This window comes from Mesorhizobium sp. WSM4821, from assembly GCF_055901555.1.
In genome coordinates this window covers 3,494,248-3,518,613 of record NZ_CM148371.1, presented here as the reverse complement: position 1 = coordinate 3,518,613, position 24,366 = coordinate 3,494,248, and the positions used below count along the sequence as shown (strand labels likewise).

Genomic DNA, 24,366 nt, shown 5'->3' with positions numbered 1-24,366 from the left:
TGGGCCCCGGGGATCAACATGCTTGGCGGCGGCGCGTCAGGCCCCGATGGGACTGACCAGTTCGCTTCCGGCTCAGTCGATCCTGACGACGTGCTTCGTCACCGGCTCAATGATCTTCCACGTTCCCTTGAAATCGGCTTCAACCACGAAGGCATCGCCCGGACCGACTTCGACAGGCGTGCCGCCATCGGGCGTGATGATGATGCGGCCTGATATCATGTGCACGAATTCATAGTCGCTGTAGGTTGCGTGGTAGGTGCCGGGGGTGGCCTGCCAGGTTCCCGATATGACCTTGCCATCCGCGCTGGTGTGCTGGACGGCGGTCTTCATGGTCGGGCTACCGTCGACCACAACCCAGCCCGCGAGATCGCCCGCCTCGGCGTTTTCGACCGCGCCGAATTTGAGGATGGTCTTCTCTGTCATGGTCGGGCTCCGTTTGAACTGTGTCGGCTGCCGGCCTATAGCCGAAGCATCTGCAAACGCAGGTGCCCGCCAGTTTCACGAGGAGACGATGGCGTGATTTGGGGCGTGCCGCCACGCTTGACCTTGCCGCCATCCACCGGATAGTCCGGTGTCCGGCTCCAATGAAAGACCCGACATGACAGACGCGATCGTAAGAGACAGCAACGGCATTGAGCTGAACGAGGGCGATTCCGTGACCCTGATCAAGGATTTGAAGGTCAAGGGCACGTCGGAAACGATCAAGCGCGGCACGCTGGTGAAGAACATTCGTCTCACCGGCAATGCCGGCGAGATCGAGTGCAACACCAAGCAGGTGAAGGGTCTGGTGCTGAAAACCGAGTTCCTGAAAAAGGCGTGACCGCCCGAGGGGCGGATGCCTGCGTCCTCTCGCTGCCCCAGCCTGGCGCTGCCATTGGTTCCGCGCAGAACCGACGCCACGCCCGGCGCCGGGGCGGGTCTCTTGAAGGCCATTGAAACGCAACTATATCAATAACTAAGCGTGCGGTGCACGCGAAACGTCGTGCTTTGGTCAAGCTTCATCTGTGGAGGTTGTCATGGCAATTAAAATGATGGAAGGAAAGAAAGGCCAGGATTGGATCAATCTTGTCCTTGCGATCTGCCTGTTCATCTCACCCTGGATCATCGGCTTCGCTGCTGAAACTTATCCTGCGTGGAACGCCTGGATTGCCGGCATCGTGCTCGGCGCCCTGGCTCTCGCCACGCTTTCGGCATTCGCCGAATGGGAAGAGTGGGTGAACCTTGTTGTCGGGCTTTGGCTGATCGTTTCGCCCTGGCTGCTCGGCTTTATGGCGAACGTCCACGCGATGGGGACCCATGTGGTCCTCGGCGTGCTGGTGGTCGCAGCATCGGCCTGGGCAGTCTGGGACTACCGTCATCATCCGCCAGCGCATGCGTGATCGGTGACAATTTAGGGGAGGAGCCCGGCGCGCGAGCGGCAGGCTCCTCTAAAGTCTGAGATCGGTGCGCAGCCCGCTAGCCGGGCTAATCATTGCTGTGCCGAAAATCGGCCGCCGCGCGTTCGGATGCCTGCGCGAACGCAGCGCTTACTGATGTAAACGCCGGGGCGGAACTCCGTGAATTTCCACTTATGTTGCACTGCGTTAGATTTGTTGCTTTGCAATATTGACGCATCGCGTTGAGTCTTCGCAGCGGGTGGGCTCTTTTCCAACGATCTACACGAGGTTTCGCCGTGTCAGCATCATTCCGGCCTGATATCGAGGGGCTGCGTGCGCTGGCGGTGTCGGGCGTCGTCGCGTTCCATTTCGGCCTGTCGGACCTGCCGGGTGGCTTCACCGGCGTCGACATCTTCTTTGTCATCTCCGGCTATCTGATCACCGGCCAGCTGCTGCGGGAGATCGCCGAGGACGGCAGGCTGAACCTGTGGCGGTTCTACGCAAGGCGCGCCAGGCGCCTGTTGCCGGCCTCGCTGTTCGTCATCTTCGCGACGCTTGTCGCCGGTTACTTCATCCTGTCGCCGGACGAACAGTCGCTCTATTCGAGAGGCGCCATGTACGCGTCGGCCTATGCGATCAATTTCTGGCTGATCCGCTGGTCGTTCGACTATTTTGCCCCCGATGCGGCGAACAATCCCTTCATTCATTTCTGGTCGCTCTCGGTCGAGGAGCAGTTCTATCTCGTATGGCCGGCGCTGCTTCTGCTGGCGGCATGGCTGCGTCCGGGCAAGCGCGCGGCAATCCTGGTGGTCGGCCTCGCCGGCGTGGTGTCATTCGCCGTCTGCGCCTGGCTCACCACCGTGTCGCAGCCCTGGGCCTTCTATTTCTCGCCGCTCAGGGCCTGGGAATTCGCCGCCGGCGGGTTGGCGACGATGGCCCCGGCAAGATTCTGGCGGGACCGGCCGCGACTCAGCGCAGCGCAGTCATGTCTGGGCCTGGCGCTGATCGCCGGCTCCTATCTCATGGTGAGCGAGGATTCCCCCTTCCCCGGGGTGATTGCGCTGGTGCCGGTCGCCGGCACCGTGCTGGTGTTGCTCAGCGGCAGCGGTGCAAGCCGGAGCGCGGCGCAGAACCTACCAATCAGCGTGCTGTCGCTGTCGCCCTTGCAATGGGTGGGGAAACTTTCCTACTCGCTCTACCTCTGGCACTGGCCGGTCATCGTCTATGCGACGATGATGGTTCCCGACCTCTCCTGGCCCGGGCGGCTTGCCTGCGGGGCATTGACGCTGGCGCTGTCCATCTTCACCTATAATCTCATCGAGAACCCGATCCGCCGCAACGTCTGGCTGATGGCGAACGCGGCGCGCGCGCTCATCCCCGCCGCGATGCTGACCGGCGCCGGCGTGGTGGCGACCTACGCCAACGCGCGCCTTGCCGTGCACGATCTCGACCCCTCACAACGCATCATTGCCGAGACTGCCGCACAACCCTCCACCGCGCGCGCCAAGGTCGGCTGCGTTCTCGACTACGAGACCGTCACGCCGAAGGCCTGCGAGTTCGGCGACAAGAATGCCGAGCGCTCGATCGCGCTGTTCGGTGATTCGCATGCCGACCACTGGTCGACGCCGCTGATCGAGGCGGCGAAGAAGAACGACTACAAGGTCGTCACCTGGCTCAAATCCGCCTGCCGGGCCTCGCGGCTGACGGTCTGGAGCTCGAAGCTGAAGCGCGACTACACCGAGTGCGATCAATGGCGCGAGCAGTCGATCAAGGAGATCATCGCCCTGCGCCCGAGCCTGGTGGTGATCTCGGAAATCTCGCTGACCAGCTCGCACAAACTGTCGCCCGACGTAAAGGTGCCCGACAGCCAGGACCAGGACTGGCAGGCCGGCCTGCGCGCAACACTGGAGGCGTTCAGCCAGGCCGGGCTGAAAGTCGCCTTCATTCGCGATGTACCCTTCAACGACAGGTTTGTCGACACTTGCGTGGCCCGCGCGCTGTGGCAGGGAGAGCCGCCGTCGGTATGCGACGCGCCGCGAACCGACGCCGCCAACGACGCCGTTGCCGCGGTGGAGCGCGACATCGTGCGCACCATCCCCAGCGCGACCTATATCGATATGACCGACCGGTTCTGCGATGCCAAGACCTGCCATGTCTTCATCGACGGCAAGCTGGCCTACCGCGATCGCCACCACATGGCGACGCCCTTTGCGCAATCGCTGGAGCCGCCGATCGAGCGCGCGTTGTTCTCGAACAGGGTGACCACCGCCGTGAAGTAGGCGGGAGGCGACTGCCGCTCAGGCAGGTCTTCGTCGTCCAGCGCCTCGAGCAGCTCGATCGGCGCCCTTGCCGTCGGCAGCTGACGGCTCCTGTTGATGATCTCACGCAGACTGTTGTAGTGGCTTTGAAATCGAAATTCGCGCTCTTCCAAGTGATTTGCGAATTCGCCACGCCATTCGCACCAGCCCGGGATTCCCATGAAAACAGCCGTTCTGATGCCTCTGCTTCTTGCCTGTTTCCTGGCGTCGCCGGCGCAGGCGGAATGGAAGCCGATCGAAAAGGTCGAGACCTACGCCGTTTCAGGGCAGACCGGCCTCGAACTCTATACCTCGATTGGCGAGCGGGGGCCGATGGTCGGCAAGAGCAAGCACCGCGTCATCGCGTACACCAATTTCAAGCTGACCTGGGTCAGGGACTACCAGCCGCGAGGCGATGCCTGCGTGCTGGCCTCGGCGCGGCCAAAGCTCATCATCACCTATACTTTGCCGAAGTCGAACGGGCGGCTGCCGGCCGCCGTTAAAAAGAGCTGGGAGGCTTTTGCCGCCGGGCTCGCCGCCCATGAAAAGGTGCATGGCGACTCCATCGTCGAGATGGTGCGCAAGATCGAATCCGTGAGCGTCGGCCTGACCGTTGCCGGCGACCCCCGCTGCAGCAAGATCAGGACCGAGCTGACCAGGCGGCTTGCCGAGATCTCCCAGGCGCAGCGGCAGGCAAGCCGCGATTTTGACCGGGTCGAATTCGGCCAGGGCGGCAATATGCAACTGCTCATCGTCGCTTTGCTGATGGGGCGGTAGCAGTGGGGATGGAAACCACGGCAGGGGGCGCCGTAGAGCACCGGGCACTTCTTACAACTTCGCCACGGGCGTCCACATCACATCCTCCACCTTACCCGCCCCGGTGGCCAGCATCACCAGCCGGTCGAAGCCGAGTGCGGCGCCGCTGGCCTGCGGCATGATCGCGAGCGCGGCGAGGAAATCCTCGTCGATCGGATAGCGTTCGCCATAGACGCGCTGCTTCTCGTCCATCTCGAGGATGAAGCGCCGGCGCTGCTCGGCGGCGTCGGTCAGTTCGCCAAACGCGTTGGCCAGCTCGACGCCGCAGCAATAGAGCTCGAAGCGCTCGGCGACCCTCGCATCATCCGCGCTCGGCCGGGCGAGTGCCGCCTCCGAAATCGGATAGCCATGGAGGATGGTGGCACGCCCCTGCCCCAGCGCCGGCTCGATCTTTTCCACCATCACCCGGCTGAACAGGTCTGCCCAATTGTCGTCCGACGCGGTGCGCAAGCCCGCCTGGACCACAGCCGCGTGCAGCGCGTCGCGATCGGTGCTGCCGTCGGCGGCTACCGTGGCCAGCAGGTCGATGCCGGCATGGCGCGAAAAAGCCTCGGCGACGCTCAACCGTTCCGGCTCGGAGAACGGATCGGCCTCGCGGCCGCGAAACGAAAACCGCCTGGCGCCTGCCCGCTCGGCGGCCAGCGCGACGAGCCCGGCGCAATCCTGCATCAGGCTCTCATAGGTCTCATCGGCCCGGTACCATTCGAGCATGGTGAAGGACGGGTGGTGCAAGGCGCCACGCTCGCGGTTGCGATAGACGGCACTCAGGCTGAAGAGGCGCTTCTCCCCGGCGGCGAGCAGCTTCTTGCAGGCGAATTCCGGCGAGGTATGCAGATAGAGCGGGTGGTGATGCCCGTCCGGGCCGATCGCCTCGGTGGCGAAGGCCGATAGATGCGCCTCGTTGCCGGGCGAGACCTGCAGCGCCGCTGTCTCGACCTCGACGAAGTCGCGGCGGGCAAACCAGTCGCGCAGGGCCGCGGTTATGGCATTGCGCGCGATCAGCCGCGGCCGGCGGTCGGCGTGAACATCAGGCGTCCACCAGGGCGAGGCGGCGGTCATGGCACGCGGATTTGCATGGAGGACTGGCGATTGCAGCCAAGATGCGCTAGGCCGCACCGGACGGCTGCCGCAGCCGATTTGCGCCAGCCGGCGCTCCCAGGCCAGTCAACGCACTTAGGAATAAAGCCCGTGAAGGTCATCGCCAGTTCTCTACGCAAAGGCAATGTCGTCGACAAGGACGGCAAGCTCTATGTGATCCTATTCGCCGAAAACATCCATCCGGGCAAGGGCACGCCAGTGACCCAGCTCGACATGCGCCGCATCTCCGATGGGGTGAAGGTCTCGGAGCGCTACCGCACCACCGAGCAGGTCGAGCGCGCCTATGTCGAGGAACGCGAGCACACCTTCCTCTACAGCGACGCGGAAGGCTTCCATTTCATGAACCCGGAAACCTACGACCAGGTCGCGGTGCCGGAAAGCGTGGTTGGCGAGATGGCGCCCTATCTTACGGAAGGCATGGCGGTGCAGATCTCGCAGCACAATGGCATCGCCATCTCGCTGGTGCTGCCGCAGCGCGCCGCCTTCGAGGTGGTCGAGACCGAGCCCGTGACCAAGGGCCAGACGGCGTCCTCGTCCTACAAGCCGGCGACGCTGTCCAACGGCGTGCGCACGCTGGTGCCGCCGCACATCAGCGCCGGCACCCGCGTGGTGGTGATGACGGCCGACGGCGCCTATGTAGAGCGCGCCAAGGACTGAGCGGCAAAGGGATCGCTCACGGCGCTGTCACCTCCCGAACCAGGCAATGCGCGTCCAGCATGACGGTGTCGCGGTAGGCGCCCATGGTGCAGCCTGGCGCCAGGCGGGCGACCAGCGTCGACCCGTCCTGGGCGGCCCGCGCCTCCATCTGCGCCAGTTCGGCACCGAAAAAGCCGCGAAAGGTCACGGGGATGCGCGCCTGGGCAAGCGTGTCCCTGGTGACGACGAGAACGTCGACGGGAAGCTCCCGCATCCGGTCGGCAAGGACCGACGCGTCGGTCGTCAGCACCAGATCGCGAATGACCTCCATGCGCCGGTGCACCTTCTGATAGTAGCCTTTCTCATAGGCGATGGAGAGTTCGCGGCTGAACAATGTCGAACGTCCCGTCAGAACCGGTGAAAAATTGAGGTCTTCGGCGAAACCGCCGACCACGGCGTCTTTCGGCAGCGACCGGATCGCCGCGATCAGTTCGCGGTCGGCCGGCAGGGCGTTGCCTGTCTTGACGATGCTGACCGCGAGCACGCCGGCCAGCGCCGCAATGCCGGTGCCGATAGCCAAGGTCCTGCCGCTGTAGCGCTCGATCAGCCTTTGCGGCGAAAGCTGCGACCGGACCCAGTCGGACAGGACCGGCAAAGTGGCCAGCCAGGGCAGCAGCAGCAAGCCTGACGCATAGCGGCTGGGCAGATGCAGCTTGAACAGCGCCGCCGCCGACAGCGCCGCGCAGATCAGCGAACTGACCAGCAGGTAGAACGGCAGCGGCGAACCGGCGCCGGGGTTCGGCCCGGGGCGGGACATGCGCATGAGCAGGACAACGGGGCCAAGCCCGTTGGCAAGGACCAGCAGATAGAGCCGCGGATCGAGCAGGCCCTTGCATCCGCCGGCGAAAATGCCGAGCCGCGTCTGGCACAGGAAATCGGCCGAGCCGTCGGCTCCGAGAATCCTGCCGCGCCCGTACAGGAAGGTCGGGATGGTTCTGGCTTCGGCGAGCGTGAATACCGGGCCGAACTGGCTCTCCCTGAGCAGGAAAGGCGCGATGCCGGCGACCGTCGCCACCGCGGCAAGCACGACCAGCGCCAGCCGCCGGCGGCCAAGATCGATCCACGGGCGCTGCCAGGGTGTCAGCACGGACAGTCCGATCACTCCGGACATGACCAGGGCGACCTGCGGATAGACGCCGGCCATCAACAGCTGCGCCAGTGCGACCTGCAGGACCCTGACGCGCGCCACGCCGTCGAGACCGGCCAGAAGCAGCAGCGGCCAGAAGGCGCGCGGCGTGCCGCTGACCACGATGTCGTCGCGCACCATGACGTTGAGGATGAAGACCGTCGCGACGAAGGCGGCGAGCGGGTCGACGCGCATCGCCCTCAGCAGTCGGTAGCTGAAGTAGGCGATCGGTGGAAACAGCAGCGCCGGCAGGATCTTGACGAAGACGAGCGGCTTGATGCCGACCAGCCAGGCTGCCCTGAAGACGGCGCGGTAGAGCCAGGGGCTGACCGAATACCAATAGTCGGCGACGAGATCGCCCTTGAGCAGCTCCGGATCGTCCCAGCGGCCCATCCAGGACAGGAACATCCGCGCGTCGTCCTGGATGGTTCCCTCGACGCGGAACACCGCCACCAGGAACGCCAGGCTGGCGATCAGGCCGAAGCCCAGCGACATCGGCAGCCAGACATGATCCTCGTCGTCGCGGCGTTCCAGCCGCTGCCTGAGGAACGCCACAAACGCGGCCAGTCCGGACTGGCCGGCCGTCGACGCGTTCAATTCTTGCGCTCCTGCGACTGCCGCAAGCCGCCGCCGGCCGGATCGGACCGCCGCACCAGCCCGAGGAAATCGGCGACGAACGGCGCCCCGGCGATGGCCGGAAGCACGTAGCGCAGCGTCGCCAGAATGCCGAGCACGGCGGCGGCCCCCGCCGACAGATACGGCGCATAGAAATAGACGATCGCCGCGTCCCTCGTGCCGATGCCGGCAAAGGTGAACGGCAACAGGCCGACCAGGATCGACAGCGTGGCGAAGGCGGCGTTTTCGAGCACCGGCACATGGCCGTTCAGCGCCTGCGAAAACAGCCAGAACTGCAGGAGATGCGCGCCCCAGATCACCACCGAAAGCAGGATGACGCCGAGCGCGCGCACCGGCGTCGCCCAGAACCATTCCGACATCTCCTGCCAGCTGCCGGCGAAGGCCGAAAGCGCCCCGGCAAGGCGGCCCGGCAGCAGCCTGCCGAAATGCGACAGGAAAAACGGCAGGATGCGCAGCGGCAGGATCAGAAGGACAAGCAGCGCGCACAGCCCGGCCACCGGCACCAGGAACCAAAGCATCGCCGGGCGGCCGACGCCGACGACGACCAGCCCGAACACGCCCCAGGCGAGCAGCGACATCATGTCGAGCGACTTTTCGAGCACCACGATGGCAAAGGCGATGCTGGGGCTTGTGCCATGGCGGCGCGACAGCACATGCGCCTTGGCGAGGTCGCCGAGCTTGGACGGCAGGAACATGTTGAGCGTGCTCGCCGCCAGGATCAGCCGGTTGGCCTCGACAAAGCCGATGCGGCCGATGACGACCAGCGTGAAGCGCCAGGCGGTCAACAGCGTCAGCGGTATGAAGAACAGGATTCCGGCGACAAGCCACCATGGATCGGCCGCGCGCGCCGCCCGCCACAGTCCGTCGACGTCGATGAAGGCATAGAGCAGGCCAAGCAGGGCCGCGCTGACGAGGAGACCGGCGATCTTACGCATCGCCGCCGCCTTGCAAATGGCCGCCTTGCAGATGCCGTTCGAAGCTCAGCCGGTCGCCGGCCGCCAGGCCTTTCAGCCGCGGCGCAAGGTCGATGAACGGGACCAGCTGGCTTTCCTGATAGACGCGGGCCATGATCGTCGTGGTCGAGCTTTGATGGCCCGAGATGCCGATCCTGCCGACATCCTGCCAGCCTTGCGCGGCCGAGATCTCGTCGCGCACCAGCCACCCCTGCGCTGTCTTTTCGAACTGCCGGCGGAAGCTGAACGGGGCGGCGGACTTGCCGGTGACCAGCACCTTCTGCAGGAGACGCCGCACGAGATCGGGAAAGAAGCGGCCGAAGCCGAGCATGACGATGCGCAGCACGATGTTCTTGGCCGGCGTCAGCCGCGTGCTCTTGGCCCAGGCCATCTCGCCCGAAACGTCGATATGCGTGTCCGACACGGCGACCGTCGCGCCGCCGAGATGGCTGACGGCAACCTTGCCGCGGCCGCTGAGCGCAAGCGTGACCCCGGTGTCGCTGGCGACCAGCCTGCCGTCTGCGAAATATTTGTAGACGCCGCCGCGCGACAGCGCCGCGACCAGCAAGGTCGACGGGGTTCTGTCGACCAACAGCCCGCAGCCGTCGAACCAGGCGCGGCCGGTCCGCTGCGGCTGGTCGAGCGGCCTGTCGCAGCGAAATTCCCGCAAGGTGAACAGCCAGCCCCACAAATGATGGCCGATGATGCGGTCGTCCGAATAGCAGGGCGGCCTGAGCTCGACGAGCGGCAGCAAGGCCAGGTTGTTGATCCGCAGCGCATCCTCGTGCCAGGCGCCGGCGATCTCGAAGCCGAACGGAAAGAAGTTGAGCGTCGACCGGCTCGAATATTCGCCGCCGACGGTCCCGTCCGGATGGACGAAATTGGCCAGGAAATCGATCGCCGCGGTCAGCGGCCGTCTCAAATCGAGATCCGGCCGGCGCCGGTCCAGATCGGCGAGCAGGCCGATGGTGAGCGAGAGATAGCCGACATCGGCGCCGCCATATTCGTCGAACCAGCCTTCGGCGTGCTGCCAGGAAAGCAGCCGCCGCAGGCGCGTCGCCAGCGCTGCCTCGAAGCCCGCGCCAGGATAGCGGCGGCCGGCGCGTTCGAGGCAGGAGACGATCAGCGCCTCATGGTTGGAGAGCCGCCCGCTTTCGGTGTGCGAGGCCAGCCAATGCGCCCTGCGCTGCACGAAGGCGTCGATTTCCGGATCGGCGGTAAGCTCGATCACATCGAGCGTTTCGAGAATGGCAAACAGCGAGAAGGCGGCCGCCCCGGCCGCCCGTTCGAACGGATAGTAGTCGTCGCACGAGCCGTCGGCATGGGCCGAGCGGGCGGCAAACCTGATGGCAGCCAGGATGTATTCGCGGATCTGCGGGTCGCGGTGATAGACATTGCCCGGCAGCTCGTCCATCGACCAGACAAGCGCCAGCGGCAGCACGAATTCCTGCGACATGCCGCAGGGGAAATCCATCATACGGTAATGCCAGTAGGCGCGGTCGAAGCAGCCATAGGTGGCGCTGACCGGCGTGCGGTCGAGCAAGGTGAGCAGCTTGGGGATTTCGGCCAGGACAAGGCTCGCAACGCCGCGCCGGACATCTTCAAACTGCACGGTCCTGCCCTTGTTCCTACTGGCTGTCGCCGCCATTCCTGCTGCCGATCCTGCCACTGCCGCCAAAACGGTTGCGCCGCAATCCGTATCTCACATCTTCGAGCAGTTTTCGATTGATGCCGTTGATTTCGCCGAGAAGTGCGCAAAGCCAGCACAGGAATGCGGCGATCATCATGATCGCCGCGAGGATCAGGCTGGGTATGTGCGTGCGCTGGGTGCCTTCGAAATAGAGCACGAGCCAACGCACGCTGAGAAAGAAGCCGACGGCGAATGGAACGAGACCAAGCAGGAAGAAGGTCAGGCCCGGACGATAGATGAACGCCGAGCGCAGGATCGAAATGCTGGAGCGAAAGACGTAACGCGGGATGCTGCGCACCAGGCGCGATGGCCGCGTCTCGCCATTGACCCTGATCGGCACCGAAACGATCTTCAGCCCGGAGCGCCCGGCCTGGATGACCGATTCCAGCGTGTAGGTGTAGGAATCGAAGATGTGCAGGCGCATCGCCGCCTCGCGCGACAGCGCGCGAAACCCGCTCGGCGCGTCGGCGACATCCGCGCCCGAGGTGAAGCGCACCACCCAGCTGCCCAGCCGCTGCAGCAATTTCTTGGTCGGCGAGAAATGATCGATGGTCCTGATCGGGCGGCTGCCCACAACCAGGTCGGCGCGCCGGTCCAGGATCGGCTGGACGAGGGAGGGAATGTCGCTGGCATCGTACTGGTTGTCGGCGTCGGTGTTGACGATGACGTCGGCGCCTTCCTCCAGCGCGCGTTCGATGCCGGCGACGAAAGCCTTGGCAAGGCCGCGGTTGAAGGGGAACTGGACGATGTGGTCGACACCGCCCTTCCGCGCCACCTCGACGGTACCGTCGGTGCTGCCATCGTCGACGATCAGCCATTCCACGGCGTCGAACCCGGCCACGCTGCGCGGCAGGCAGGAAAGTGTCTCCGCCAGCGACGCTTCCTCGTTGAAGCAAGGTATCTGGATAATCAGTTTCAAGGGGATACCGATCAGGGTCGACGTAAAGAAGACCCGGATATCCCATCCCCGGGGAACTAGGAAGACGGAAAAGGTGGGGGTGCGGCAATGCGCTAGTCAGTTCAACGCGCTCGCCGCCCTCGTGGGCTCGCGGGCTAGCCTTCGTCAGCTACGTTGTCCCAGAAATCCTGCAGGGGGAATGCCTTGGCTCTCCTCGCCTGATGCTTCATGCGATGCTCCCGCTTGACCTCTCTCGGTGACAGGAGCCGATACTGACAGATTCACCCAAGGATGAGACCCGCCGCCAGCACCGTTAGGATGAGCGACAGCGGAACGGCGAGAAGGCAGCACGCCTCCAAAGTGTTGATTTGCCAAGAGTTCATCGGGTGCTTCCCATGTTGGTTTCCTATCTAAACGGGCGGACCGGGAAGGCAGTTCCACGGAAAATGTCGGGGGGCGCCGCAAATCCTGCCGATCGGTCACCCGCCTCCCCCGATGGTCAGCGGCCAATGCGGTCGGGTCGCAAGCCAGCATTTGATTGCCCGGTGATTGCCCGGCGCCGGCATCACCAGTTGCCTGTTACCCCGCGGCCGCCGCCGCAAGTCGGCGTTGCGGTGGACGATGCTGATGACGGCGTTGCGCGAGGCCGGGCTGCCGCGCAGCGCGCTCAGTCGGATTGCGATCCTGGCGGCGGACAATCCGTCCTTCAGCCAGCTGGCGATGCTTTGCAATTCCGCGTCGGTATAGGCGGGGCATGGTATCGATCCGTCTCAAGAGATTGTGTGAATACCGAAGCTGCCCCCTCCCCGTTCACAGGGGAGACGGTGGTCACCTCCGTCGGCCAAGCTTCGCCTCTGCCGCCTCGCGGCGGGCGCCGGAGACCGCCCGGCCCGTTTGCCGGTCGAAGACGGATGCAGCCTGTAGTCCCGACCCGGTGAACCGGGCCGGGCCGGACCAGACGGGTGGCCGGAGCCGTGAGGGGGGCGGCTCCGGCCGTTCCGGTCGCCGCCGGTGACGGAAGGGCGGCCGGATCCGAGGCGCTGGCCTCGGGCTTCGTCCCGGCAGGGGAGGACAGCCGGGACGAGGAAAGCGAAATGGGGCGATGCGGTTTGTGTATGGCTATATATAAGCATAACTCAAAAATATATGAAAGCCATTCTTTCATGGACGAAACCGATTCTTATGTTTCAGATGGCGCCATGGCGAAAACCTCATTGTCGATCAAGGTCGGGGCGGCGATCCGCAAGGCGCGCAAGCAGCGCGGCCTGGTGATGCGCCACATTGCCGAGCACAACGACACCGACGTCGCCGCCGTCGGCAATTGGGAAACCGGCCGCAACCTGCCCAAGACCGAGAACCTTTTGAAGACCGCGGCCTTCCTGCGCGTCGACCCGGTGGCGCTCGGCAAGGGCGAGGTCGTCTTCGACGACGCCGACAATGTCGCCGACGCCGAGATCGTCACCGACTCCGCCCCCCTGCCCGCCGGCCCGATGGACATCGAGCTTCTGGGCGCCGCGGTCGGCGGCGACGACGGCGATTTCACCTTCAACGGCGAGGTCGCCGGCTATGTCCAGCGCCCGCCCGGCATCGCCCATTTGCGCAAGGTGTTCGCGCTGCATGTGCTCTCCGACTCGATGGTGCCGCGCTACGAACCCGGCGAGATGCTCTATTGCGGCGGCCGCGACGCCGTGCCCGGCGACCATGTGGTGATCGAGATGTTCCCTGAGGAAAACGAGCGCAACGGCAAGGCCTTCATCAAGAAGCTGGTCAAGCGCACCGCCGCCGAGCTGGTCGTCGAGCAGTACAATCCGCCGAAGACACTGACCTTCAACCGCTACGCGATCAAGCACGTCTGGCGCGTCATCCCGCTCAAGGAACTGCTGGGATACTGAGGGGCTGTTTTCTCTCCCTTGCGCAGGAGGGCAATCGCACATGGGGCAAGAGCCCCCCACCCGGATTGCGAAGGACAATTCGGGGCAATCCGACCTCCCCCGAGGGGAGAGGAGGTCGCCAGCGTTGATGCCTAGCCTCTTCTCCCCAGGGGGAGAAGGTGGCCCGAAGGGCCGGATGAGGGGGACCCCCATATGCGATTGCCCTGCCTCCTTGTGAGGAGATGACGTTTCCGCCACCCCGTCAAGCCCGCCTGGATCTCTCCAGGGGAACCTCGCGCTCGCTGAGCATCCGCGCCTCGGCGCGGCGCTGCTGCTGCTCGTCGATGAACGCCGCCTGGATCGAAACCGCCCCGCCCGGCAATCCGTCGGCTCGGCAGGCCTTGCAGACGAGGCGCCCCGAAAGCGCCGCCAGCGGCGTCTGCGCGGTCACCCCGAAGCGCTTGAGTTCGGCCGGCTTCCACCATCTGTTGCGGCCGCAATCGATACACTCCACCGCGATCGAAACGACCTCGGCGATCGTCGCTTCCTTGCCCGGCAATGCCATCGCCCCATACGCCTCCGTTCCTGTTTTGTTCACAACATTATGGGTTTTTCCCGAAGAGTCGAGTCGGTTCCGCTCAAACCCAATCAAAAGTTTAACTTGTACCAATTTTTGAGTTATTCTTATACAGATATACCGCCCGGACGATACGAATTGGGCGGCGGGACTGGGCATGCGCCGCGCCCGCCTGCAGCAAGGAACCAAGGATGGACACCCTCTCCGCCCAATTCGCCCGCGATTGCGGCTATACCGGCGACAGCCCGGCCATGCTGGCGGCCTTCGCGGCCATCCGCCTCGACGGCATAGGCAAGGCGCGGCAAGGCCACGACCAGCGCAAGGCGGTCGTCGACCGGCTGAAGCACGGCGAGGCCCTGTTCCTGGCAGCGATCCGTCCGGCGCAATCGGCCGAGGAGGCGATCGAGGACGCCGCCCGCTTCATCGCCTGTTACCGCAACATGCCGCGCTGGCGCCAGGAAAGACGCGGCGCCGATCTCGCCCGCGCCAGGCAGCAGCGGCTCCTGGCGCACTTCTTCCGCCGCCACCTCTGGTCACGGCAGGCCGCCTGAGCCGAGGCGCTGACGCCATCGGCCGCGAATGCCGGTCGCGCCGCACCGCGCGTGTCGCAAATGATTGAACCGGACTTGCCGTCGCCGACACCGCGCCGTATGTCATCCCCTCGATGAGCGAGATCGAGTTCCGTCGCGCGCAAGCGCCCGACCTGCCGGCGATTGTTGCAATGCTTGCCGATGACGCGCTCGGCGCGGGCCGGGAAGATCCGTCGACGCCGCTCGCCCCGTCCTATCTCGATGCCTTCAGGGCAATCGATGCAGACCCCAACCAACTGCTGGCCGTGGCTGTCGAAGCCGGGCAAGTGGTCGGAACCCTGCAGCTCAGCTTCCTTCCGGGCATTTCGAGGAAAGGCGCCTGGCGAGGCCAGATCGAAGGCGTTCGCGTTGCGCGGCACCGGCGGTCCGGCGGCGTCGGCAAACGGATGGTCGAATGGGCGGTTGAAGCGTGCCGCGCGCGGGGCTGCAGCTCCGTCCAGCTCACCACGGACAAGAGCCGACGCGAGGCGCACGCTTTCTACGAGCGCCTCGGCTTCACCGCCAGCCATCTCGGCTACAAGATGGCGCTGTAAGGCGCCTTAAACATTCCGGAGGAGGCGCTGCCGGTGAAGCTGCCAATCTCCCCCCTTGCGGGGGAGATCGGATGCCGCTTCAGCTTTCGCCAACCATCAGCGCTGGAAGGCAGGGCGATGAGCGGCGCGAACCTGAAGCGACTGCCCCCACCAGTCTCAGCGCTCCTTGACAATCCGACCGCAATGTTCTTTTTATGTTCCATACAAAACCACTCTCGAGACAAATGCGGCGTTCGGACCGCCATGGGCGAACGGGCCGGATGGAAGCCAACATCCTCCACGCGGATCTGGACGCCTTCTATGCCTCGGTCGAACAGTTGCTCGACCCGGCCCTGCGCGGCAAGCCGATCGCCGTCGGCGGCGGCGTCGTGCTGGCCGCTTCCTACGAAGCCAAGGCGTTCGGCGTGCGTGGCGGCATGCCGGGGCGGCGCGCACGCGAACTCTGCCCCGGGCTGATCTTCGTCGGCGGCCACTTCAAGGACTACCAGCGGCTGGGCGATGCAGCCATCAAGGTGCTCGGCGATTTCACGCCGGTGGTCGAGCGCATTTCCATCGACGAGGCCTTTGCCGACGTCGCCGGCTGCACCCATCTGTTCGGCTCGCCGGCCGAGATCGCCACTTCTATCCGCCGCCGCGTGCGGGCCGAGCTCGGCCTGCCGATCTCGGTCGGCGTGGCGCGCACCAAGCATCTGGCCAAGATCGCTTCGCAGGTGGCCAAGCCCGACGGGCTGGTGGTGGTCGATCCGCGCCACGAGCTGGAGTTCCTGCACGATTTGCCGGTCGAGCTGCTGTGGGGCGTCGGTCCGGTGATCAGGCAGCGGCTGGCCGGCATCGGCGTCAACACCATCGGCGAACTGGCGAAGACCAACGGTGGGGCGCTGGAGCGGCTGCTCGGCCCGGCGGCGGGAGAAAAGCTCAACGCGCTGGCGTGGAACCGCGATCCGCGCAAGCTCGAGACGCAGCGCCGGGCGCGGTCGGCCGGCGCGCAATCGGCGCTCGGCCGCAAACCCGCCGAGGAAAACGTGTTCGTCCCCACCCTGCTGCATCTGGCCGACAGGGTCGCCACCAGGCTGCGGGCAAAATCGCGGCCCGGCCGCACGGTGACGGTTCGCGTCCGCTTCGCCGACCTGCGTTCGGTGACGCGCTCGATCACCCTCGACCAGCCGATTTCGGCAACCGCCATGCTGGCCGAGATCGCCGAGGCGCTGGTGCGCAAGGTGCTTGCCGATCATCCGCACGAAAAGACCATCTCGCTGCTGGCGATCGCCGTCTCGCATCTGGAACAGCAGGCCGGCCTGCAGCTGGAACTGCCGCTCGGGCTTGCCGACGACCGGCGCCGTCCCGGCACTCGAAAGGGTGCGGCGCGCTGGACCGCCGATCGCGCCATCGACAAGATCCGCGACCGCTTCGGCTGGGAGGCGGTCGGCTACGCCTCGGTCACGCTCGGCTTGTCGCGCTCGGTCCCCGACGCGTTCCGCGAGCTGGCCGAAAAGGAATTGTGAGCCGCCATCGATTGCAATTTGGTTTGCCACGTCGCCGGAATGATGCGGGAGGGCGCGAAGGATCTGCTTCCATTCTGCGCCGCCGCATCCTCCGGCCAATTTCGCGGCATGTTCCGCGCTCGGTTGACGAACTGCATCCGCATGTGAATGATCCGCCGCGCCCGAGCTAGGCTGCTTCGACAGGCCGGCTGAACCAACACCCCGTCGAACGAAAGAACCGCAATGACAGGCAACAGCAGGTTGCGCGGTGTGATCGCCGCCATTCCAACCCCGTTCACCGGGGCGCTCGAGCCCGACCTGGTCCGCTTCGTCAGGCTGGCCGGCAGGCTTCTGGACGAAGGTTGCGACGCGCTCAATGTATGCGGCACCACCGGCGAGGCGACGTCGATGAGCCTCGCCCAGCGCAAGGCCCTGATGTCCGCCGCCGCCAAGGCCTTGCCGTGCGACCGATTGATGGTCGGCACGGGGGCCGCGGCGGTCGCCGACGCGATCGAGCTCACCCGCCATGCCGGGGAACTGGGCTTCGCCGGCGCGCTGCTGCTACCGCCCTTTTATTACAAGAACGTTCCCGACGACGGCGTGATCGCCTATTTCAGCGCCGTCGCGGAGATGACGGCGGCGCAGCGGACGCCGCTCTACCTCTATCATTTCCCGGCTCTGTCAGGCGTTCCGTTCCACCCCGCTTTGGTGGCGGCACTGCGGGAGCGGATCGGCCCGCGCCTCCACGGCCTCAAGGACTCGTCGGGAGACCTGGCCTATTCCCGGACGGTGGCCGCTGCGGTGCCGGACTTCGATGTTTTTCCCAGCGACGAGGGCTCGCTGATCGAGGCGAGAGGCGGCGCCTTCGCCGGATGCATCTCCGCCACCGTCAATCTCTCGAGCAGGTTTTGCGCCGCGGCCTGGCGCGACGGCGATGCCGACGCGCTCGCCACCGCATCCGCGATCAGAAAGCGCGTGGCTTCCGGCCCGCTGATCCCCGGCATCAAGGCGATGGTTGCCGCCATGATGGCCGACCCCTCCTACGCCTCGCCGCTGCCGCCGCTGGCGGCGCTCCCAGCCGCCGAGAGCGCAAAGCTCGGGCACGATCTCGAAGCGATTCTCGGCAGGTGCGTCGGCTTCTGATGCAACTCGACGCACCTGCACTTTAGCCGGAGCTCCTATTGGGCCGTTTGCCAGTCGTGCTCCTTCACCGCCTTGGCGAAAGCCGAGACAACAGGGGAAGGCAAGCGGTCGGCCACTGAAACGAGCGACACCTCGCGGATGATTTCAGGGTCGACGACAGGCCTGTGACAGACACCGGGATGGCTGGCCGAGTACTCCGCGATGAAGCAGACGCCCATGCCGGCGGCGATCATCGCCAGGATCCAGTCCTCACGCTCGCTGCGAAAGGCGCTGCGGACATCCAAGCCGATATTCCGGCAGAGGCCGTCTATATGATCGCCATATTCGCAATTGATGCGCTCAAGATAGGCTTCGCCGCGGACGTCGGTAAGATGAAGCGTATTGCGCATCTCGAAAGGATGGCCGGTCGAAAAGGCGAGCCCGAAGCGCTCCCGGTAAACAGGTTCCGCCTTCAGGCCATGGTCGAATGGTTCGGGCCTGGCCAGCAGCGCGACGTCAAGCTTGCCCTCGGTCAGAAGGTCGGTGAGATGGCTTGCCGCGCCCTCGATCACGGTCACTTCCACGCCTGGATAGCGCTCCCGAAAGGCATTGAGGAAACCGATGAAGCGCAGCGGGCCGATGGTGCACATAACACCGAGCGTCAGCGACGCGGTTTCCAGGGAGAGGAAGCTCCTGGCGGTCCTCTTGGCTGTCTCCGAACGCTGGAGCACTTCGTCCAGATGGGTGCGCATCAGGCAGCCAAAATCGGTGAGCCGGACGCGGGTTTTCTCGCGGTGGAAAAGATAGCCGCCAAGTTCCGCCTCCAGCTTCTGTATGGCCCGCGTCAGCGCGGGCTGGCCGACGTGAACGAGGTCTGCCGCGCGATGAAAGTTGAGAGTCTCGCTGGCCGCCAGAAAATAGCGGATTTCGTGCATCTCCATGATCCGCCCCCGCCGATGTCTCGCCTGCATCGCCGCGATGACAATTCGGCATTATCCGCCTCCCTCACGCTCAAGTAAACTTCACCGACTTTATGGCGGCTTGGCTGCTGTCGGAGCCGATCCGAAACCAGGATCGGCGTCACCGAACGCGGTTGGAGAGATCTAGCCCAAAGGGAGATTCCGATGTCTGAAGCCAGTCAGGAAAAGTTGGACGCATTCTTGGGGAAAATGGTCGGTGATCTCGGTGCGATCGCTACGGGCGCGGGAGTCTTGCTGGGAGACAGGCTCGGCCTGTTCAAGGCATTGCGCGAAGGCGGCAAGATGACGGCCGCCGAACTTTCGACACGCACCGGCACCCAGGAACGCCTCGTAAGGGAATGGCTTTCCGGGCAGGCGGCGGCGGGCTACGTCGACTACGATGAAGGCAGCGACGCGTTCTATCTCAACGCCGAGCAGGAGCTGGTGTTCGCCGATGAAGAAAGCCCGGCCTTCATGGCTGGCGCATTCGAGGTCCTGTCCTCGCTGTGGCTCGACGAAGAAAAGGTGAGGCAGGCATTCCAGTCCGGCAAGGGCGTCGCGTGGCACGATCATAGCGCGTGTCTGTTTCGCGGGACGGAACGGTTCTTCCGTCCAGGCTACAATGCCAACCTGATCGACTCCTGGCTACCGGCCCTGGAGGGGGTCGTCGAGAAACTCGGACGCGGCGCGGAGGTCGCGGATGTCGGATGCGGTCATGGCGCATCGACCGTGCTCATGGCCCGTGCTTTCCCTAATTCGCGCTTCGTCGGCTTCGACTATCACGCCCCTTCGATCGAGCGTGCCCGCAAGGCCGCCGAGGAAGCCGGAGTCGGCGCCAACACGCGCTTCGAGGTCGCGACCGCCAAGACCTACCCCGGAACCTATGACCTCGTCGCTTTCTTCGATTGCCTTCACGACATGGGCGATCCGGCGGGCGCCGCCAGCCATGTCCACGGGTCGCTCAAGCCGGATGGCACGTGGATGATCGTCGAGCCGTTCGCGCATGATCATCTGGCGGCGAACCTCAACCCCGTCGGACGCGTCTACTATGCCGCCTCCACGTTCGTGTGCACGCCCGCATCCCTGTCGCAGGAAGTCGGGCTCGGGCTTGGCGCCCAGGCCGGTGAGGCGAGGCTGCGCAAGGTGGTGACCGGTGGCGGCTTCAAGCGATTCCGTCGCGCCACGGAGACGCCGTTCAACATGGTGCTGGAGGCCCGCCCCTAGCGCATTTGCGGCCAGGTGGAATCACTTGGCAGAACTTCCATTGTGTCGCCTATCCGTGATCAGGCTACGGCCTAACGCACGTTGCAGCCTGTTCCGGATCAACTGGGAAGTAAACAACATGCATAGTCTTCAACGCAGAGAACTTCTCGTTCAAGGAAGCGCGGCTCTTGCCGCTATTGCTGCTCTTTATACTTCGCGTCGGGCTTACGCTTTTCCAACACAGGCGGGCGAGGAAGTTGTTCCGTGGCTGGATCAACCGACCGAAAATCCCAATCCGGTAGGTATCCAGAACCAGCTTGTCTGGGAGGATCTGGATAGCTGGATAACCCCAAACGACAAGTTCTTCAGCATCTCGCATTTCAACCGACCAACGATCGACGAGAAGACATGGTCCATGGAGATCGGAGGCCTGGTCAAGAAACCCTTGACGCTAACGCTCGCCGACATCAGGGCACGGCCGCGGCAGGAGGTCGTTTTCACAGTGGAATGCTCGGGCAACCACGGTTTTCCGTTCTTCACCGGCGGCATCGGCAATGCCCGCTGGGCAGGGACGCCGCTGGCCCCGATCCTCGAGGAGGCCGGCGTTCTGGAGAAGGGCATCGAGGTCGTCTTTTTCGGCACTGACACAGGCGAAGTGCCGATACGCGACGTCAAGATGCAGCAGAACTTCGCGCGCAGCATGTCGCTCGCCGACGCGATGAGCCCCGACAATCTCCTCTGCTATGAAATGAACGGAGCCGCCTTGCCGGCGGCCAACGGCTTCCCGGTGCGGCTCATTGCTCCAGGCTGGTACGGGATCGCCAACGTCAAGTGGCTGAAGCGCATCGAGGTTCGCGACACCCGCTTCATGAGCCTTCTGATGGCCCGTGACTATGTCACCATCCGGGAGGAAGACCACAATGGCGAGACTGTGTGGACCGAGACCTCAGTCGGGCGAGCACTGATAAAGTCCGCGCCTGCTAAGGTTACCCGGAAAGACTCGGATTACTCCATTATCGGAGCGGCCTGGGGGGCGCCGATCGACCGGGTCGAAGTGCAAATCGATCAAGGGCATTGGGCTCCAGCGACCATCGACCGCAGTGAGGAGGCCGAGCACGCCTGGAAGATCTGGTCCCTGGATTGGGCAAATCCCTCTCCCGGAGAACACACGGTGACCTCGCGCGCGGTCAGCACCACGGGGCAAATTCAGCCGGAGATGGACGATCCCTTGATCGCCAAAAAGCACACATACTGGGAGAGCAATGGCCAGGTGACGCGCCGCGTGCGTGTCTAGAGCATTTTTTGCAGCCAAATGGAATGATTTGGCGTCCGCATAAACGCGGCGAGTTACCGGTTCCACGGAACCGGAACCGCTCTAAGAACTTGCTGCCATTCCAGCCTTCCCGTCACCGCCCACCATGCTGATCTCCGCATGGACCAGGCACCAGGGCGGTAGCGGAAGTCGCGGAGCTGGACGACCCGCTCGTCCCGGCCATTCGGCCAGCATGAAGCCGCGCACGGGCACCATCCGCTTCCCCGGGGAGAGGATCGCCGGCCGGCCGTCGACGAAGCCCAGCGACAGAGCCCAGTCGCTGATGCGGTCGTAATTGCCGAAATAGGTCGACACCTCGGCCTTGCCGCGCAGCGGTTGACCACCTCGAGCTGGATATCCTGGGCGCCCTCACCGCGTCGCTTGGTCCATCTGGGAATTACCTGCGTGGCGGAAACCCCGCCAAGGGAGGCAGTGTCAGGACGATCGACAGGGAAACCTTTGCGCGAGTTGACTGTTGTAGCTACAAGGCAGAGGAGAAGGTTGAATGGCATCCGTCCGATACATCGTTGCGGACGTCAACGAGGCGGTCGCGTTCTATCGAGACAATCTCGATTTCAAGATCGACATGCACAATCCGGGCAAGTTCGCCGCGCTGCTGCGCGACGACTTGACGCTGTATCTCAGCGCCCCAGGTGCGGGGAGCGGTGGTCAGGCGGGCGGCGATCCGAAGCCAGGCGGGTGGAACCGATTTATGATCGTTACGAACGAGGTCGATGTCCTCATTGAGCGGTTGCGCCGGGCTGGTGCAAGATTCCGCGGCGAAATCAGCGACGGCGGTGCCGGTCGCGCCATCTTGCTTGAAGATCCATCGGGCAACGTCATCGAGCTATTCGAGTTCAAGAAGGGCTGAGCCCGACGTAAAGCTGGTGGCGGCGGGCGGTTGGTTTTGACACGTCTGCTCATGGTCATGTCGCGTTCCGCCACCGACGGCAGATTTCTGCCGTCTTTGACCAAAGCGGACGAGCCTGACCCCACCCCGGCGACGTCGTTTATAGCCGTTCCAGTTTTCGACCGACAGTGGAACGGCCGCTTCCTACATGGTAGCGCTGGAAAGACGACTTTGTATTCAGCGTAGTGGGCCGACCGCAGGGACGACGGCTCTTACTTCACCGTGATGGCAATGCCGCTGAGATCGGCGTTGACTTGCAGGCCTACCTGCTTGCCAGAGAGTTCGAGTTGGGCGCCCTTGTCATTGGTCATGACGATCACCTGGGCCCCTTTGCCGAGCGCGCCGCCACCGCCCGCCGCACCGTAAACCCCCGTCACATCTCGGGCGCGTCGAATGTGGCGCACGGTGCCATGGAAATAGGTCTTGGAAACCCCGAAGGCGAGGCCGCCCGAGATGCCGCTGACAGAGATTGGATAGCGGCGACCGTGGAAGGTCAGCGTGCCCTCGCCTCCAGAGCCACCCACAAAGAAGGCAGCCTTGTAGACGGAGAAGCGGATCGTTCCGCTGTCGGCATGCGCGGAGCCGGCAAAGCTGACTCCTGCTGCAGCGATAACCGCAGCCGCGACTGAACGAAATCTGGACGAAATCTTCATGATGCGAGTCTCCTCAAGATCGCCGCTGACCCAGCCAGGAGGGCACGTCAGCGTCATGCCAAAGCCACAGCTGAACAGTCTCGCCCGTCATTTGTTCCAAGCACGCGGCCTGAATCCGGCTGCGAGAAGGCCGCCACGAAACGAGGCGGATGGCAAACATAGTCTCGATGGCAGCGCCGGTGGCAGCCAACGCTGGCTGACTCAGGATCGCCCGCACGAAGGCTACAGCCACGAAAGCGAAGGGATGCGCAAAGTGGCGCACCCCTGGCCACGTCGCCTTCGCGCCATCTCCGAGCTATTCCAGCCCTCCCTCACCGCTCCACCGTGCTGATCTCCGCGTCGGGCAGGCACCAGGGCGCGTAGCGGAAGTCGCGGATCTGGGCGACCCGCTCGTCCCGCCATTCGACCAGCACGAAGCCGCGCACGGCGCCATCCGGCTCCCCGGGCCCATCCGGTGCCCGCGGGTCGCGGATGAGGATCGCCGGCCGGCCGTCGACGAAGCCCAGCGACAGCGCCCAGTCGCTCACACGGTCGTAATTGCCGAAATAGGTCGACACTTCGGCCTTGCCGCGCAGCCGGGTGCGGTTGACGACTTCGAGCTGGATGTCCTCGGCGATCAGCGCCCTCACCGCGTCGAAGTCGCGCGCGTTGAACAGATCGACATAGCGGCGCAGCCGCCGCTCGTCATCGGCGTCGAGCCTGGGCGCGGCGACCTGTTCGGGCTCCGCCGCCAGCATGCGCAGCTGCGCCCGCCCGCGATGCAGCGTCGCCTTCGTCGCGGCCAGTGTCGCGCCGGTCACTTCGCAGGTCTCGTGCAGGGAAAGGCCAAGCACGTCGACCAGGATCACGGCGCCGCGCTGCGCCACCGAAAGCTGCATGAAGCTGCGCAGGCCGGCGGCGGCGGCGAGCCGTGCGTCGGCATTGCCGGACGGATCCTCGATGGTGGTCATGTCGGCCTCGGTGATGCGCGACCTCTCCCGCTGGCGCCGGCGCAGATGATCCTGCGCGGCATTGTGGGCGATGCGAAACAGCCATTGTTCCGGCCGCTCGACCGCCGCGCTGCCGTCGACCGCCTGCAGCGCTTTCAGCAGCGTCTCCTGCACGATGTCCTCGCCGTCGATCACCGAGCCGGCCATGCGGGCGCAGTAGCGATGCAGTTTCGGACGCAGCCCGGAGAGCATCGCCTCCAGGGCGGGGCGGGCGAGTTTTTGTGTGCTCATCACGTCCATGCTATCCGGCGTTGCCGTCCTCGAGGATATGGTAATTGCCGATGATCCTGGCAGGCGATCGCTTGACCGGGGTCGAGCGCCGTTCCGCATGGTTTTGCGTGAACGCCTTGAACGCCGCAAGCTCGGTGAGTTCGGCGCTTCCCTCACCGACGACATGGACGAACTCGCCGTCCTCCAGTTCGAGCACGAGATAGCGCGCCGTCCGCGGCGCCGCTTCGCCGAGCGCTTCGAACACCTTCGCCACCAGCGCGCGGTTTGCTTCCAGCTCGGTGTCCTTCACGCTGTAGCGAATGAGAGTGTAGCCCATCGTCCGTCTCCTCGAATGGTTGACCTGAACCAA

At 64.7% G+C, this 24,366-nt stretch carries 25 protein-coding genes; 13 read left to right on the top strand and 12 right to left on the bottom strand.

What is annotated here, in order from left to right:
• Positions 1–72 precede the first annotated feature (72 nt).
• Positions 73–423 (bottom strand): cupin domain-containing protein, encoded by a 351-nt coding sequence (locus AC0NID_RS16945; protein WP_473453475.1) that lies wholly within the window; start codon positions 421–423, stop codon positions 73–75.
• 175 nt (positions 424–598) lie between these two features.
• On the opposite strand from AC0NID_RS16945, the gene AC0NID_RS16940 reads away from it, so the two are divergent.
• The 4 genes from AC0NID_RS16940 (at position 599) to AC0NID_RS16925 (ending at position 4,450) form a co-directional block, all read left to right on the top strand.
• Positions 599–820 carry an alkylphosphonate utilization protein gene (locus tag AC0NID_RS16940; protein ID WP_473453477.1) on the top strand — a complete coding sequence of 74 codons (222 nt, stop codon included), beginning with the start codon at positions 599–601 and terminating at the stop codon, positions 818–820.
• 196 nt (positions 821–1,016) lie between these two features.
• A complete protein-coding gene (locus AC0NID_RS16935) occupies positions 1,017–1,379 on the top strand; it encodes an SPW repeat protein (protein ID WP_473453479.1) in 363 nt (120 codons plus the stop codon).
• Positions 1,380–1,672: 293 nt separating this feature from the next.
• Complete coding sequence (locus tag AC0NID_RS16930) at positions 1,673–3,655, top strand: acyltransferase family protein (protein WP_473453481.1); 1,983 nt, start codon at positions 1,673–1,675, stop codon at positions 3,653–3,655.
• 198 nt (positions 3,656–3,853) lie between these two features.
• Positions 3,854–4,450, top strand: a complete 597-nt coding sequence (locus AC0NID_RS16925) for a DUF922 domain-containing Zn-dependent protease (RefSeq protein ID WP_473453483.1) — start codon at positions 3,854–3,856, stop codon at positions 4,448–4,450.
• Positions 4,451–4,501: 51 nt separating this feature from the next.
• Here AC0NID_RS16925 and epmA read toward each other — a convergent pair whose 3' ends face one another.
• Positions 4,502–5,548: an EF-P lysine aminoacylase EpmA gene (gene epmA, locus AC0NID_RS16920; protein ID WP_473453485.1), complete on the bottom strand. Its 1,047-nt coding sequence runs from the start codon at positions 5,546–5,548 to the stop codon at positions 4,502–4,504.
• Between the two features lie 129 nt (positions 5,549–5,677).
• Between epmA and efp the strand changes: the two genes are divergently transcribed.
• On the top strand, positions 5,678–6,244 hold the full coding sequence (gene efp / locus AC0NID_RS16915) for an elongation factor P (RefSeq protein WP_473453487.1): 567 nt from the start codon (positions 5,678–5,680) through the stop codon (positions 6,242–6,244).
• 16 nt (positions 6,245–6,260) lie between these two features.
• Here the strand turns inward: efp and AC0NID_RS16910 are convergent, their stop codons facing one another.
• Genes AC0NID_RS16910 through AC0NID_RS16895 form a run of 4 tightly spaced genes read right to left on the bottom strand, consistent with a single transcriptional unit; the run spans position 6,261 to position 11,607 of the window.
• Positions 6,261–8,006, bottom strand: a complete 1,746-nt coding sequence (locus tag AC0NID_RS16910) for a hypothetical protein (protein ID WP_473453489.1) — start codon at positions 8,004–8,006, stop codon at positions 6,261–6,263.
• Complete coding sequence (locus AC0NID_RS16905; RefSeq protein WP_473453491.1) at positions 8,003–8,980, bottom strand: lysylphosphatidylglycerol synthase transmembrane domain-containing protein; 978 nt, start codon at positions 8,978–8,980, stop codon at positions 8,003–8,005. Before AC0NID_RS16905 ends, AC0NID_RS16910 begins: the two co-directional genes overlap by 4 nt.
• A complete protein-coding gene (locus tag AC0NID_RS16900; protein WP_474033454.1) occupies positions 8,973–10,610 on the bottom strand; it encodes a hypothetical protein in 1,638 nt (545 codons plus the stop codon). The genes AC0NID_RS16905 and AC0NID_RS16900 overlap by 8 nt, the downstream gene beginning before the upstream one ends.
• 16 nt (positions 10,611–10,626) lie before the next feature.
• Positions 10,627–11,607 (bottom strand): glycosyltransferase family 2 protein, encoded by a 981-nt coding sequence (locus tag AC0NID_RS16895; protein WP_473453495.1) that lies wholly within the window; start codon positions 11,605–11,607, stop codon positions 10,627–10,629.
• A 1,178-nt stretch (positions 11,608–12,785) separates the two neighbouring features.
• On the opposite strand from AC0NID_RS16895, the gene AC0NID_RS16890 reads away from it, so the two are divergent.
• On the top strand, positions 12,786–13,478 hold the full coding sequence (locus AC0NID_RS16890; protein WP_473454032.1) for an XRE family transcriptional regulator: 693 nt from the start codon (positions 12,786–12,788) through the stop codon (positions 13,476–13,478).
• Between the two features lie 241 nt (positions 13,479–13,719).
• Here the strand turns inward: AC0NID_RS16890 and AC0NID_RS16885 are convergent, their stop codons facing one another.
• Positions 13,720–14,022, bottom strand: a complete 303-nt coding sequence (locus AC0NID_RS16885) for a hypothetical protein (protein ID WP_126044084.1) — start codon at positions 14,020–14,022, stop codon at positions 13,720–13,722.
• A gap of 203 nt (positions 14,023–14,225) precedes the next feature.
• On the opposite strand from AC0NID_RS16885, the gene AC0NID_RS16880 reads away from it, so the two are divergent.
• The 4 genes from AC0NID_RS16880 to AC0NID_RS16865 all read left to right on the top strand — a co-directional run bounded on the left by AC0NID_RS16880 (position 14,226) and on the right by AC0NID_RS16865 (position 17,781).
• On the top strand, positions 14,226–14,585 hold the full coding sequence (locus AC0NID_RS16880) for a hypothetical protein (protein WP_473453497.1): 360 nt from the start codon (positions 14,226–14,228) through the stop codon (positions 14,583–14,585).
• Positions 14,586–14,698: 113 nt separating this feature from the next.
• Entirely contained in the window at positions 14,699–15,157 is a 459-nt protein-coding gene (locus AC0NID_RS16875; RefSeq protein WP_473453499.1) for a GNAT family N-acetyltransferase, read from the top strand.
• A gap of 260 nt (positions 15,158–15,417) precedes the next feature.
• A complete protein-coding gene (gene dinB / locus AC0NID_RS16870; protein WP_473453501.1) occupies positions 15,418–16,659 on the top strand; it encodes a DNA polymerase IV in 1,242 nt (413 codons plus the stop codon).
• Positions 16,660–16,881: 222 nt separating this feature from the next.
• Positions 16,882–17,781, top strand: a complete 900-nt coding sequence (locus tag AC0NID_RS16865) for a dihydrodipicolinate synthase family protein (protein WP_473453503.1) — start codon at positions 16,882–16,884, stop codon at positions 17,779–17,781.
• A gap of 35 nt (positions 17,782–17,816) precedes the next feature.
• Here the strand turns inward: AC0NID_RS16865 and AC0NID_RS16860 are convergent, their stop codons facing one another.
• Positions 17,817–18,701: a LysR family transcriptional regulator gene (locus AC0NID_RS16860; RefSeq protein WP_473453505.1), complete on the bottom strand. Its 885-nt coding sequence runs from the start codon at positions 18,699–18,701 to the stop codon at positions 17,817–17,819.
• Positions 18,702–18,884: 183 nt separating this feature from the next.
• Here AC0NID_RS16860 and AC0NID_RS16855 point away from each other — a divergent pair, with 183 nt between their 5' ends.
• Positions 18,885–19,943, top strand: coding sequence for a class I SAM-dependent methyltransferase (locus AC0NID_RS16855; RefSeq protein ID WP_473453507.1), 1,059 nt, complete (start codon positions 18,885–18,887; stop codon positions 19,941–19,943).
• A gap of 118 nt (positions 19,944–20,061) precedes the next feature.
• Positions 20,062–21,216: a sulfite oxidase gene (locus tag AC0NID_RS16850; RefSeq protein WP_473453509.1), complete on the top strand. Its 1,155-nt coding sequence runs from the start codon at positions 20,062–20,064 to the stop codon at positions 21,214–21,216.
• 81 nt (positions 21,217–21,297) lie between these two features.
• Here AC0NID_RS16850 and AC0NID_RS16845 read toward each other — a convergent pair whose 3' ends face one another.
• Entirely contained in the window at positions 21,298–21,549 is a 252-nt protein-coding gene (locus AC0NID_RS16845; protein ID WP_473453511.1) for a hypothetical protein, read from the bottom strand.
• Positions 21,550–21,739: 190 nt separating this feature from the next.
• On the opposite strand from AC0NID_RS16845, the gene AC0NID_RS16840 reads away from it, so the two are divergent.
• Positions 21,740–22,105 carry a VOC family protein gene (locus tag AC0NID_RS16840; protein WP_473453513.1) on the top strand — a complete coding sequence of 122 codons (366 nt, stop codon included), beginning with the start codon at positions 21,740–21,742 and terminating at the stop codon, positions 22,103–22,105.
• A 251-nt stretch (positions 22,106–22,356) separates the two neighbouring features.
• On the opposite strand, the gene AC0NID_RS16835 is transcribed toward AC0NID_RS16840, so the two are convergent.
• From AC0NID_RS16835 to AC0NID_RS16825, 3 genes are all read right to left on the bottom strand, one after another.
• On the bottom strand, positions 22,357–22,797 hold the full coding sequence (locus tag AC0NID_RS16835) for a hypothetical protein (protein WP_473453515.1): 441 nt from the start codon (positions 22,795–22,797) through the stop codon (positions 22,357–22,359).
• A 311-nt stretch (positions 22,798–23,108) separates the two neighbouring features.
• Positions 23,109–24,017: a sigma-70 family RNA polymerase sigma factor gene (locus tag AC0NID_RS16830; RefSeq protein WP_473453517.1), complete on the bottom strand. Its 909-nt coding sequence runs from the start codon at positions 24,015–24,017 to the stop codon at positions 23,109–23,111.
• A 10-nt stretch (positions 24,018–24,027) separates the two neighbouring features.
• Entirely contained in the window at positions 24,028–24,333 is a 306-nt protein-coding gene (locus AC0NID_RS16825; RefSeq protein ID WP_473453519.1) for a hypothetical protein, read from the bottom strand.
• Positions 24,334–24,366 lie beyond the last annotated feature (33 nt).